The sequence below is a fragment of the Collimonas sp. GW821-FHT02H07 genome, from assembly GCF_059421505.1.
Window position 1 is genome coordinate 346,134 of record NZ_JBWKVC010000001.1, and the last position, 13,023, is coordinate 359,156.

Annotated in this window: 11 protein-coding genes; 8 read left to right on the forward strand and 3 right to left on the reverse strand. The window is 60.2% G+C overall.

All coding sequences use genetic code 11. From position 1 onward, the window contains the following. The first annotated feature begins 97 nt into the window (after positions 1-97). The gene (locus AC07V8_RS01370; protein ID WP_494676990.1) at positions 98-2,476 is read left to right on the forward strand and encodes a TonB-dependent receptor; all 2,379 of its coding nucleotides are present in this window, start codon (positions 98-100) and stop codon (positions 2,474-2,476) included. A 315-nt stretch (positions 2,477-2,791) separates the two neighbouring features. Further along, on the forward strand, positions 2,792-4,087 hold the full coding sequence (aceA, locus tag AC07V8_RS01375) for an isocitrate lyase (protein ID WP_494676989.1): 1,296 nt from the start codon (positions 2,792-2,794) through the stop codon (positions 4,085-4,087). 129 nt (positions 4,088-4,216) lie between these two features. On the opposite strand, the gene AC07V8_RS01380 is transcribed toward aceA, so the two are convergent. Continuing rightward, complete coding sequence (locus tag AC07V8_RS01380) at positions 4,217-4,693, reverse strand: Lrp/AsnC family transcriptional regulator (RefSeq protein WP_211440633.1); 477 nt, start codon at positions 4,691-4,693, stop codon at positions 4,217-4,219. A gap of 213 nt (positions 4,694-4,906) precedes the next feature. Here AC07V8_RS01380 and AC07V8_RS01385 point away from each other — a divergent pair, with 213 nt between their 5' ends. The 6 genes from AC07V8_RS01385 (at position 4,907) to AC07V8_RS01410 (ending at position 11,535) form a co-directional block, all read left to right on the forward strand. Continuing rightward, positions 4,907-5,884 carry an ABC transporter substrate-binding protein gene (locus tag AC07V8_RS01385; protein ID WP_494676988.1) on the forward strand — a complete coding sequence of 326 codons (978 nt, stop codon included), beginning with the start codon at positions 4,907-4,909 and terminating at the stop codon, positions 5,882-5,884. Between the two features lie 158 nt (positions 5,885-6,042). Further along, positions 6,043-6,993, forward strand: coding sequence for an ABC transporter permease (locus AC07V8_RS01390; RefSeq protein WP_494676987.1), 951 nt, complete (start codon positions 6,043-6,045; stop codon positions 6,991-6,993). Then, a complete protein-coding gene (locus AC07V8_RS01395; protein WP_211440636.1) occupies positions 6,993-7,787 on the forward strand; it encodes an ABC transporter ATP-binding protein in 795 nt (264 codons plus the stop codon). The genes AC07V8_RS01390 and AC07V8_RS01395 overlap by 1 nt, the downstream gene beginning before the upstream one ends. Positions 7,788-7,839: 52 nt before the next feature. Further along, positions 7,840-9,102 carry a Glu/Leu/Phe/Val dehydrogenase dimerization domain-containing protein gene (locus AC07V8_RS01400; protein WP_494676986.1) on the forward strand — a complete coding sequence of 421 codons (1,263 nt, stop codon included), beginning with the start codon at positions 7,840-7,842 and terminating at the stop codon, positions 9,100-9,102. Between the two features lie 47 nt (positions 9,103-9,149). After that, positions 9,150-10,226, forward strand: coding sequence for a 4-hydroxyphenylpyruvate dioxygenase (gene hppD / locus AC07V8_RS01405; protein ID WP_211440638.1), 1,077 nt, complete (start codon positions 9,150-9,152; stop codon positions 10,224-10,226). Positions 10,227-10,446: 220 nt separating this feature from the next. Continuing rightward, positions 10,447-11,535: a porin gene (locus AC07V8_RS01410; RefSeq protein WP_494676985.1), complete on the forward strand. Its 1,089-nt coding sequence runs from the start codon at positions 10,447-10,449 to the stop codon at positions 11,533-11,535. Positions 11,536-11,629: 94 nt separating this feature from the next. On the opposite strand, the gene AC07V8_RS01415 is transcribed toward AC07V8_RS01410, so the two are convergent. Further along, a complete protein-coding gene (locus tag AC07V8_RS01415; RefSeq protein ID WP_494676984.1) occupies positions 11,630-12,304 on the reverse strand; it encodes an ABC transporter ATP-binding protein in 675 nt (224 codons plus the stop codon). A 10-nt stretch (positions 12,305-12,314) separates the two neighbouring features. Beyond that, positions 12,315-12,992: a molybdate ABC transporter permease subunit gene (gene modB / locus AC07V8_RS01420; protein ID WP_494676983.1), complete on the reverse strand. Its 678-nt coding sequence runs from the start codon at positions 12,990-12,992 to the stop codon at positions 12,315-12,317. Positions 12,993-13,023: the final 31 nt, after the last annotated feature.

Below are 13,023 nucleotides of genomic sequence, written 5' to 3' on the forward strand. Positions count from 1 at the left end.
ACCAAGCAGCCCATAGCGATTTTCCGTGCGCCCCGATCTCTGATTGGGCAGATGCGGGAAATGCCGGCCGGGTTATTCGTCTTACCGGAGTTTGAGTATGAAAACACGCTTGTTGCGCCGACTACAATTAAGCGCCCTGATTGCGCTAGCCTATGGCTTCGTGCTTCCTGCGGCCTATGCGCAGTCCGCCCCTAAACAGATCAGCGGCGCCATTCACGATGCCCTCGGCCATCCTTTGCCGGATGCGACGGTTGCCCTCAAGGACGCTACCGGCAAAGCGGTAGGCACCACCAGGAGCGACCAGCAAGGCCGTTTCACGTTCAGCGACATCGCCCCCGGCAGCTACGCCATCAGCGTCGGCAAGCCTTCTTTCCAGTCTGAGAACGGCACCGTCACCGTGGCCGACGAAAACGGCGCGACGGCGGACGTGACCCTGAAAGCCAGTCAGGCCGGCAAGGTCGATGCCAGCAATGCGGTGGTGGTCACCGCCGACCGCCTCGACCGCGCCCGCAACGGCATCCAGGTGGAGACCGGCAGCAGCATCTACCGCATCGGCCGCAAGGAAATCGCCGCCATGCCGCAAGGCGAAGACACGGCCTTCAATGAAGTGCTGCTGCGCGCGCCCGGCGTGGCCCAGGATTCCTTCGGCCAGCTGCACGTGCGCGGCGATCACGCCAATCTGCAATACCGCCTGAACGGCATCATCCTGCCGGAAAGCATTTCCGGCTTCGGCCAGACCCTGGACACCCGCTTTGTCGACAGCGTCAGCGTGCTCACCGGCGCCTTGCCGGCGCAATACGGCTACCGCACCGCCGGCGTGGTCGATATCCATACCAAGACCGGCGAACTGGCCAATGGCGGCGACATCGGCGTGCAGATCGGCAGCAACAATACGCGCCAGGTCAGCGGCGACGTCAGCGGCAGCACCGATTCCTTCAGCTATTACATTAACGGTTCGTTTGAAGCCAACAACCTCGGCATCGAGAATCCTACCGGCGCTTCCAGCGCCTTGCATGACCGCACCTTGCAAAACAAGGCCTTCGGGTATTTTTCCTATCTGCTCGATCCGGATACCCGCGTCAGCCTGATCCTGGGCAATTCGGACAGCCGTTTCCAGATTCCGAACCTGCCGGGGCAGACGCCTGGCTTCCAGCTCGACGGCGTGACCGACTATCCGTCCGCCAGCGTCAATGAGCGGCAGCATGAAACCAACCGCTACGGCATCCTCGCCTTGCAAGGGAAGATCGGCGCCGACATCGACTACCAGGTGGCCGCCTTCAGTCGCTATTCCAAAGTGCTGTTCGAGCCGGACCAAGTCGGCGACCTGCTGTATACCGGCGTCGCTTCGCGGGTATTGCGCACCGGCCTGGCGAACGGCCTGCAGGCGGACGGCAGTTACCGCCTGAACGCCAGCCACACCATCCGCGCCGGCATCAACTACACGCGCGAGAATTTGAAGAACAGCGACAATTCGCTGACTTTCCCGGCCGACGACAGCGGCAACCAGCTCTCGACCCAGCCGATCGCGCTGGCCGACAGCAGCCAGAAGACCACCAACCAGACCGGCTTGTATCTGCAGGATGAGTGGAAGATCAGCGACAAGGTGACCGTCAATTACGGCGCCCGCGCCGACTGGGTGAATGCCTATGTCACCGCCAGCCAGTTCAGCCCGCGCATCGGCGTGGTCTACCAGATGACGCCGCGCACCACCTTCCATGCCGGTTACGCCAGGTACTTCACGCCGCCGGCCAGCGAACTGATCGGCTCCAGCACCATCGCCAGCTTCAACGGCACCACCAATGCTTCCGCCAGCAGCCAGAACGGTCCGGTGCAGCCGGAGCGTTCACATTATTTCGATCTGGGCGTCAATCATCAGCTGACGCAGCACCTGACCCTGGGACTGGACGGCTACTACAAGAAAGTGGAAAACCTGCTGGACGAGGGGCAGTTCGGCTCGGCCTTGCTGTATACGCCGTTTAACTATGCGCAGGGCAAGGTCTATGGGCTGGAGCTGACCTTGAATTATCGCAATGGCGACCTGGGGGCGTATCTGAATCTGGCGCGGGCCACGGCTCTGGGCAAGAATATCGTGTCTGGCCAGTACAACTTCTCGCAGGACAAACTCGACTACATCTCCAGCAACTGGGTGCATCTGGATCACGACCAGGCAATCACCGCTTCGACCGGCGTTTCCTACGTGTGGCACGGCACCACCATGACTGCCGACGCCTTGTTCGGCAGCGGCCTGCGCAGCGGCTTCGCCAATACCGATCACCTGGCGGCGTATACCGAAGTCAACCTCGGCGCCAGCCACGTGTTCAGCGAGAGTCCGATCGGCAAGGTCACGACCCGCTTGAGCGTGATCAATCTGTTCGACAAGGTGTATGAAATCCGCGACGGTTCCGGCATTGGCGTCGGCGCGCCGCAATTCGGACAGCGGCGCGGTTTCTATCTGTCGATGACCAAGGCGTTCTGATTGCAGCTGGCTGTACAGCTGAATCAAGGCGCTATGGCGAAGGCGGGGAGCTTGCTCCTCGCTTTTTTTTTTCATTTTTCAGGATACGCAATTTGCATTTCATAATGTGGAAAATGCAAACGCATAGCACCATTTTAAAATTTCATTCTCAGAAATTTTATTCCACATCGCGAAATTTAAAAATTAAGTTATTGAATTTAAAGAAAATAAAAAAGCTTATATGTCTTATATAAGACATTGTTGCCGCGCACAGATAAGCCTACTATTTAGTCATCGGATTTGATTTCACTTTTTGTTTTTAACAGGAGAACGACGATGACTACACGTGAACAGCAAGTTGCAGCACTGACCAAGGACTGGGCAGAGAATCCACGCTGGAAGGGCGTTACCCGCAATTACTCGGCAGAAGACGTAGTGCGTCTGCGCGGTTCGGTCCAGATCGAACACTCGCTGGCAAAGCGCGGCGCCGACAAGCTGTGGACGCTGCTGCACGAAGAGCCATTCGTCAACGCCCTCGGCGCACTGACCGGCAACCAGGCCATGCAGCAAGTCAAAGCTGGCTTGAAAGCGATCTATCTGTCGGGCTGGCAGGTCGCAGGCGACGCCAACCTGGCCGGTGAAATGTATCCCGACCAGTCGCTGTATCCGGCCAACTCGGTGCCGCTGGTAGTCAAGCGCATCAACAACACCTTCCAGCGCGCCGACCAGATCCAATGGTCGGAAGGCAAGAACGACATCGACTTCTTTGCGCCTATCGTGGCCGATGCAGAAGCCGGTTTCGGCGGCGTGCTGAATGCCTACGAACTGATGAAGTCGATGATCGATGCCGGCGCTGCCGGCGTCCACTTCGAAGATCAGCTGGCTTCGGTCAAGAAGTGCGGCCACATGGGCGGCAAAGTACTGGTGCCAAGCCGCGAAGCGGTTGAAAAACTGAACGCAGCACGCCTGGCGGCCGACGTTTCCGGCACCTCGACACTGGTGATCGCCCGTACCGATGCCGAAGCGGCCGACTTGCTGACGTCCGACGTCGATGAAAACGACAAGCCGTTCCTGACCGGCGAGCGTACCGTGGAAGGCTTCTACAAGACCCGCCCAGGCATCGACCAGGCCATCTCGCGCGCATTGGCTTACTCGCCGTACGCCGACCTGGTGTGGTGCGAAACCGGCAAGCCGGACCTGGCGTTCGCCAAGAAATTCGCGGAAGCGGTGCACGCCAAGTTCCCAGGCAAGATGCTGGCGTATAACTGCTCGCCATCGTTCAACTGGAAAAAGAACCTGGACGACGCCACCATCGCCAAGTTTCAGAAAGAACTGGGCGCCATGGGCTACAAGTTCCAGTTCATCACGCTGGCCGGCTTCCACGCCTTGAACTATTCGATGTTCAACCTGGCGCACGGTTATGCACGCAACCAGATGTCGGCATTCGTCGAACTGCAGGAAGCGGAATTCGCTGCCGCCGACAAGGGCTTCACCGCGGTCAAGCACCAGCGCGAAGTCGGCACCGGTTACTTCGATGCCGTGACCCAGGCCATCCAGCAAGGCCAGTCCTCGACGACCGCGCTGCACGGTTCGACCGAAGATGAACAATTCTTCGAAGCCAAGGTGGCTTGATTAGATTGATTCAGTAGAACGATCAGGTTTATTGAACGCCGGCCCGCCGGCAGAGTGCGGGCGTTATCTCGCCAGCGCTCCAGAAAGCCGCATCCCACAAGGGTGCGGCTTTTTCATTTGGGCGCTGCTTCAGACTGGCGGCAGCGGCAGCATGTTGGTGGCCTTGATTTCATCCAGGCAGACGCTGGAGCGGACGCCGCTGACGCCGCGCATGCGCATCAGCTTTTCCATCAGGAAGTCCGACAGTTCCTTCAGATCGTGCGCGGTCACCTTCAAGACATAGTCGAAATCGCCGGTGATCGAGTAGCACTCCAGGATTTGCGGCCATTCGTTGATGGCCGCCTTGAATCCCGATAAGTCGTTAATATGTCCTTTCTCCATCGATACATGGACAAAGGCGATCACGTTCAGCCCCAGGCTGGCCGGGCTCAGCCTGGTTTCATAGCCGACGATGAAGCCGGCTTCCTCCAGCCGGCGGTGGCGGCGGTGGCATTGCGGGGCGGACAGGCTGACGGCTTCCGCCAGTTCCAGATTGGATGCACGGCCGTTCTGCTGCAGGAAGGTCAACATTTTGCGGTCGATTTGATCGATATCAATTTTGTGCAATTTATTCTCGATTTCTGGATTTGTGACGAAATTATATTTCATAACCGTATAAAAATCGGGCGCAACTCGCAAACCAATTTTCAGCGTTCAAAGCTATACTTTTTTCAAAATAATATGTAGGGCAGCAGGGCGCAAGCCAGAGTAATACCTTGTTGCAATATAATAAAGAGGCCGATTCCCGGCAACCAAACTGACTCATTTGGAGACAAAGTCATGAAATTTCCTTTCTTGCGTACCGCTATTGCATCTGTCGTGCTGCTGAGCCTGGCGGGCGTTTCCGCTTCCGCTGCCTATGCTGCGGACAAAACCGTGGTGGTCACCGCCATCGTTGAACACCCGGCGCTGGATGCCGTGCGCGACGGCGTCAAGGACGAGTTGAAGGCCGAAGGCTACGAAGCAGGCAAGAACCTGAAGTTCGAATACCAGAGCGCGCAAGGCAATACCGGCACTGCGGCGCAGATCGCCCGTAAATATGCCGGCAGCCAGCCGGACGTCGCCGTGGCGATCGCCACCCCTTCCGCCCAGGCGCTGGTGTCCGCCACCAAGACCGTGCCTATCGTCTACGCTGCCGTGACCGATCCGGTCGCCGCCAAGCTGGTGAAGAGCTGGGATGCTTCCGGCACCAATGTCACCGGCGTGTCCGACATGTCGCCTCTGGACAAGCAGATCGAGCTGATCCGCAAGGTGGCGCCGAAGGCTAAGCGCATCGGCGTCATCTACAGCCCGGGCGAGGCGAATTCGGTATCCATCGTTGAGTCGCTCAAGAAACTGCTGGCCGGCACCGACCTGACCCTGGTCGAGGCGGCAGCCGCCCGCACCATCGACGTGCCGAGCGCCGCGCAAAGCCTGATCGGCAAGGCCGACGTCATCTACGCACCGACCGACAACAACGTCATGTCTGCGCTTGAAGGCATCATCAAAGTGGCCGAGCAAGCCAAGTTGCCAGTGGTCGCTGCCGATACCGGCGCGGTCAAGCGCGGCGCTGCCGCTGCGATCGGCCTCAACTACTACGACCTGGGCCGCCAGACCGGCAAGATCGTGGTGCGCATCCTGAAGGGCGAAGCGCCAGGCAAGATCGCTTCGCAAACCAGCACGACATTCGAGCTCTACGTGAATCCTAAGGCAGCGCTCAAGCAAGGCCTGACCTTGCCGGCTGATCTGGTCAAGTCCGCCAAAGTCGTCGAACAATAAAGAGGATTGGCGGATGACGCATGCCGTCATCCGCCGGCTTTTGCTTCGTAGATTCTGGTTTACCCGATTTGGCATGTTTTTGCCGCGTATTTTGCCGGTGAACCGTGGCCGGCCTGCTCCGCCGAGCAGCCGCGCGGTTCCGTAATTTAAGGATGTTTATGTCGCTCATCGCTTCACTTGGCGCCATCGAGATCGGCCTGATTTTCGGCCTGGTCGCGCTTGGCGTGTTCTTGTCTTTCCGCGTCGTCAATTTTCCCGACCTCACGGTCGATGGCAGTTTCCCTCTCGGCGGCGCCGTTGCCGCAACCCTGATCGTCTCTGGCTGGAATCCCTTCCTGGCGACTTTCATCGCGCTGCTGGCCGGCGGCCTGGCAGGCTGTATCACCGCCTGCCTCAATGTCTACCTGAAGATCATGCAATTGCTGGCCAGTATCCTGGTGATGATTGCCCTGTATTCGGTCAACCTGCGCATCATGGGCAAACCTAACGTGGCGCTGATCAGCGAGCCGACGGTGTTCAGCATGATCAATATCGGCGACTTGCCGGACTACTGGGTGCAGCCGCTGGTGATGCTGGTGATCGTGCTGATCGCCAAGCTCTTGCTGGACGCCTTTTTTGCTTCCGAAACAGGCCTGTCGATGCGCGCCACCGGCGCCAATGCGCGCATGGCGCGCGCACAGGGCATCTCCACCAACCGCCAGACGGTATGGGGCCTGGCGATTTCCAATGCGCTGGTAGCGCTGGCCGGCGCCCTGTTCGTGCAGACCCAGGGCGGCGCCGATATCTCTATGGGCATCGGCACTATCGTGATCGGCCTGGCGGCAGTGATCATCGGCGAAACCGTGGTGCCGGCGCGCAGCCTGGTGATTACCACCGCGGCCTGCGTCTTCGGCGCGGTGCTGTACCGCTTCTTCATTGCGCTGGCGCTGGACATGGATTTCATCGGCCTCAAGGCGCAGGATTTGAACCTGGTCACAGCCCTGCTGGTCGGCCTGGCGCTGCTGATTCCCAATTTCAAGCGCAGTTACAAGCGCATGCGTGGCAACGGAAAAACCAAGCCTTCCGCCAGCATCAGCAATGGCCTGGCAGCACGCAAAGGGGAAAACTGATGTTGAAGCTCGATAACCTGGAAATCACTTTCAATCCCGATACGCCGATTGAAAACAAGGTCTTGCGCGGTCTCTCGCTGGAAATTCCCTCAGGCCAGTTCGTCACCGTGATCGGCTCCAACGGCGCCGGCAAATCGACCATGCTGAATGCGGTTTGCGGCGACCTGATGGTCGACAGCGGCAGCATCACCATCGACGGCACCGACGCCACGCGGCGTTCCAGCTGGCAGCGCGCCGACCTGGTGGCGCGCGTGTTCCAGGACCCGATGGCGGGCACCTGCGAAAGCCTGACGATTGAAGAAAACATGGCGCTGGCCTGGAAGCGCGGCAGCAAGCGCGGCCTGCGTTTTTCCCTGAACCGCAACCTGCGCGAACTGTTCCGCGAAAAGCTCAGCATCCTCAACCTGGGGCTGGAAAACCGCTTGTCGGACCGCATGGGCCTGCTGTCCGGCGGCCAGCGCCAGGCGGTCAGCCTGCTGATGGCATCGCTGCAGCCCTCGCGCATTTTGCTGCTGGATGAGCATACCGCGGCGCTGGATCCCAAGACCGCGGCCTTTATCTTGTCGCTGACCGCCAAGATCGTCGAATCCAGCAAGCTGACAGCGATGATGGTCACCCACAGCATGCGCCAGGCGCTGGACTACGGGACGCGCACCGTGATGCTGCACGAAGGCAAAGTCATCTTGGATGTGCACGGCGAGCAGCGCCAAGGCCTGGATGTGCCGGATCTGCTGCGGATGTTTGAAACCACCCGCGGCGAAAAAATCGATGACGACAAGCTGTTGCTAGGCTGATCAGGCCGGCAGAAGCAGGGTCGTTGTAACCATGGAAATCTGAAGGAGCAGTATGAAGGCTTTACTCAATGCGTTTGAAAGCAAGGCGCCGGAAATCGTCTTTGAATGGCATGACGCCGAGACGCCGGCGCGCGGCTGGATCGTGATCAATTCGCTGCGCGGCGGCGCGGCGGGCGGCGGCACGCGCATGCGCAGCGGGCTGGACCGGCGCGAAGTGGAGTCGCTGGCGAAGACCATGGAAGTCAAGTTCACCGTGTCCGGGCCGGCCATCGGCGGCGCCAAGTCCGGCATCGATTTCGACCCTGCCGATCCGCGCAAGGCTGGCGTGCTCAGCCGCTGGTACAAGGCGGTCACGCCTTTGCTGAAGACTTACTACGGCACCGGCGGCGACCTCAACGTCGATGAAGTGCATGAAGTGATTCCGATGACCGAGCGCTACGGCCTGTGGCATCCGCAGGAAGGCATCGTCAACGGCCATTTCGAGCCTAGCGACAACGAGCGCATCCAGAAGGTCGGCCAGCTGCGCATGGGCGTGGCCAAGGTAGTGGAAGACGTGCGCTACACGCCGCAAGCCAGTCGCAAATACCTGGTGGCGGACCTGATCACCGGCTGGGGCGTGGCGGAATCGGTGCGCCATTACTATCGCCTGTATGGCGGCAGCCTCGAAGGCAAGCGCGTGATCGTGCAGGGCTGGGGCAATGTCGGCTCGACCGCGGCTTACTACCTGGCCAAGGCCGGCGCCCGCGTGGTCGGCATCATCGACCGCAACGGCGGCCTGATCAAAGCCGACGGCTACAGCTACGAAGAAGTGCATGCCTTGTTCCTGTCCAAGCAGGGCAACCAGTTGATCGCGGACAACATGCTCTCTTTCGACGAGTGCAACGCCGCCATCTGGAGCGTCGGCGCCGACATCTTCCTGCCATGCGCCGGTTCGCGCCTGGTCAAGCAGGAACAGGTCGATCAACTCATCGCCAACGGCCTGCAAGTGGTGTCCAGCGGCGCCAACGTGCCGTTTGCCGACAGCGACATTTTCTACGGTCCGATCTATGAACATGCGGACAACCGCGTCGCCGTGATCCCTGACTTCGTCGCCAATTGCGGCATGGCGCGCGCCTTCGCCTTCCTCATGCAGAGCCAGGTCGAAGTGTCCGACGAAGCCATCTTCGGCGACGTTTCGGCGACCGTCGGCGCGGCGCTGGAAAAGTGCCACGGCCATTCGGCCAGCCATACCGGGATTGCGAAAGTCGCGTTTGAAATCGCTCTGCAGCAACTGATCACAGCAGAAGTTCCGGAGACCGCCGCTACCCGCGGCTGATCTGTATTGACCCAGTCCACCAGACTTTAACTATCCAGGAGTAGCTCATGACTGATTTATTTGATAACCCTATGGGCCTGTGCGGCTTTGAATTCGTCGAGTACGCATCGCCAATTCCCAACGTGATCGAGCCGGCCTTCGAGGCCATGGGCTTCGTCAAGGTTGCCCGTCACCGCTCCAAGAACGTGTCGCTGTATCGCCAGGGCGATATCAATTTCATCATCAACCATGAGCCGAAAAGCCCGGCCCATTACTTTGCCGCCGAACATGGCCCGTCCGCTTGCGGCATGGCGTTCCGCGTCAAGGATGCGCACAAGGCTTACCAGCGCGCGCTGGAACTGGGCGCCGAGCCGATGGACATGGCGACAGGCGTGATGGAGCTGCGGCTGCCGGCGATCAAGGGCATCGGCGGCGCGCCGCTGTATCTGATCGATCGTTTCACGCCGGGCAAGTCGATCTACGACATCGATTTCGAATTTATCGAAGGCGTGGACCGCAACCCGGTCGGCGCCGGCCTCAAGACCATCGACCACCTGACCCACAACGTCTACCGCGGCCGCATGGCGCACTGGGCGGCGTTCTACGAGCGACTGTTCAATTTCCGCGAAATCCGCTATTTCGACATCAAGGGCGAATACACCGGCCTGACTTCGAAGGCGATGAGCGCGCCGGACGGCATGATCCGCATTCCCTTGAACGAAGAATCGTCCAAGGGCTCGGGCCAGATCGAGGAATTCCTGATGCAGTTCAGCGGCGAAGGCATCCAGCATATCGCGCTGGCGACCGACAACCTGGTGCAAACCTGGGATGCCCTGAAAAAAATGGGCACGAAGTTCATGGTGGCGCCGCCGGCGACTTACTACGAAATGCTGGAAGGGCGCCTGCCGGGCCATGGCGAGCCGACCGACCAGTTGCAGATGCGCGGCATCCTGCTGGACGGCGTCTCCAACGATCAGGGCCAGCGCCTGCTGCTGCAGATTTTTTCGGCAAACACGCTGGGCCCGGTATTTTTCGAGTTCATCCAGCGCAAGGGCGACGAAGGCTTTGGCGAAGGCAATTTCAAGGCTCTGTTCGAATCGATCGAACGCGACCAGATCCGCCGCGGCGTACTGAAGGCGGAATAAATTCAAGTTGTGTTTTCGCAACAGCTTGTCTTGGGGGAAAGTTAGCCTGCTATGATGGCGGCTCAACTTTACCCCTTGCAGCGCCGAAATGGCGGCGTTGGTGCAGTAGTAGCAGGCAGTAGTGGTAAAGCGGCGGCAGGGCAGTGCGGTTGAGGTTTGATTGCGCCGGCTTGATCCCGTCGTACAAAATCTAAAAAATATTAATCCTATGGAGACGTGCATGAAAAAATATTCCTTGTTGCTGGTAGCGGCGGGCTTGGCCAGTAGCGGCGCGATGGCGCAGACCTCGGTCACGATCTACGGTATCGTCGATACCAGCATCCGTTATATCAGCAGCGACAACGCCGCGGGACAAAAGAACTTTGTCGTCACCAACGGCGCCATCTCGAACAGCCGCCTGGGTTTCAAGGGCACTGAAGATCTGGGCGGCGGCCTGAAAGCTATTTTCCGCCTGGAAAACGGCTTCAATTCCGATACCGGCAGCCTGGCCAGCGCCGGCACATTGTTCAGCCGCCAATCGTATGTCGGCCTGAGCGGCAGCTTCGGCCAAGTCACCCTGGGCCGTCAGCAAACTCCGCTGTTCGACCTGATGGCTGACCACTTCGATCCGCTGACCGTCGGCAATTACGACCAGAACGCATGGATGCCGGCAGGCGCCACGCTGGTCCGCAATTCCAACATGATCAAGTACTCCGGCGCAGTCGGCGGCTTCGCCGGCGCCCTGAGCTACGCTGCGGGCGAGAAGGCTGGATCAATCAAGTCGGGCAGCCAGATTGGCGCCACCGGCCAGTACACGGTCGGTCCGTTTTCCATCGGCGGCGGCTATCAGCAGACTGTCAGCTCGGTTAACACCGCCTGGAAAGACACCGCTTATAACCTGAGCCTTTCCTACGCAATCGGCGCAGCCAAGCTGTTCGGCGGCTACTATCGCATCAAGGACAGCACCGGCACCACGCCTGCGTATTTTGGCGTTTCCGGCAGCGCGGCTGCGACCAACGGCGGCATCGCCGGCGTTGAGCGTCAGGACAATGCTTACTTCCTGGGCGCGACTTTCCAGGCAACCCCAGCCTGGTCGCTGTCGGCCGCCGGCTACTACGACAAGAGCAAGAACGTCACGGTCGCCACTATCGGCAACCTGGGCGACGGCACGCGTTACGCGCTGGTCGGCGTGGCGGAATATGCCTTGTCCAAGCGTACCCAGGTGTACGGCACGGTCGACTACAACAAGGCTAAAGATGCAGCCTTGTCGGAACTGGTCGGCAAGGATAGCGTGACTGGCGTAGCGGTTGGTATCCGTCACATTTTCTAAATAGCGGAATCGCTGCAGTCGCCAGCGGTGGCTGCAGGCAAGTCAAAAAAAGGCGCGGGACCGGTTTGGTTCCGCGCTTTTTTTTATGCGGTTTTCAGTTGGCTGTCTTAAAGATGCTGCCGTCGCGGATTTCGAAGATTTCATCGCCGAGCAGGACGAGGTCGGCGGGGTCGTGCGTGATCACCATCATCGGCACGTTCAGCCGGCGTTGCAGTTCCGACAGTTCGTAGCGCATTTTGTCGCGCAAGTGGAGGTCGAGCGCGGAAAACGGTTCGTCCAGCAGCAGGATGTCCGGTTCCAGCACCAGCGCCCTGGCCAGGGCCACGCGTTGGCGCTGGCCGCCCGACAACTGGTGCGGATAGCTGTTGGCGGTGGCGCTCAGCTCGAACGAAGCCAGCCATTTCCGTACCGCCGGATGTTCGTGCGGACGGCGCATGTTGGTGCAGCCCGAACGCAGGCCGAAAGCCACGTTCTGCGCCACCGTGAGGTGCGGAAACAGCGCGTAGTCCTGGAACAGGTAGGCCACCTTGCGCTGCTGCGGCGGCAGGCAGATCGCCGCGGCGCTGTCGAACAGGATGTTGTGCTTGAGGCGTATCACACCCTCGTCGGGCGTCAGCAGGCCGGCAATCGCGCGCAAGGTCAGGCTCTTGCCGGCGCCGGACGGACCGTACAACACCACTCGATTGCTCTCGGCGCGCAGGGAGATATCCAGGTTGAAGCCGCGGTCGTCGGCCTGCATGTGCTTGCGGATGCTGATCTCTATCGTCATGGCGCCATCCTCATGAATTTCTGCGGCGCTGGCTTTTCGGCAGCAGGCGGCCGGCGATCAGCAGCACCACGATGCAGGTGGCGGAGGTGATCAGCACCAGCAGGTTGGCGGTCTGGTCGTCGCCGGCCTGCACCGCTTCATAGATCGCCACCGATAAGGTCTGGGTGCGGCCCGGCAGGTTGCCGGCGATCATCAGCGTGGCGCCGAACTCGCCCAGCGCGCGGGCGAAAGCCAGCAGCACGCCGGCGGCAATGCCCTTGGAGGCCAGCGGCAAGGTGACGCGGAAGAAGACCCCGGCTTCTGAAACGCCAAGCACGCGGGCGGCATTTTCCAGTTGCGCATCGACGTTTTCAAAGGCTGCGCGGGCGGATTTGAGGACCAGTGGGAAGGCGACGATGGTGGCGGCGATTACCGCGCCTTGCCAGGTGAAGACCAGCTCGATGCCCCATTTTTCCAGCCAGGCGCCGAACACGCCGCGGCGCCCCAGCAGCACCAGCAGATAGTAGCCGAGCACGGTCGGCGGCAGCACCAGCGGCAGGGTCAGCACGGCGTCGACCAGGTCGCGCGCCGGCGAGCGCCAGCGCGACAAGCCGTAGGCGGCGGCAACGCCGAACAGCATGTTGAGCAGGGTGGCCCAGCCTGCGACTTTCAACGACAGCGCGAGGGCAACCCAGACTCCGCTGTTCATGACTTCTGCTTTCTATTCACTCATTACCCTT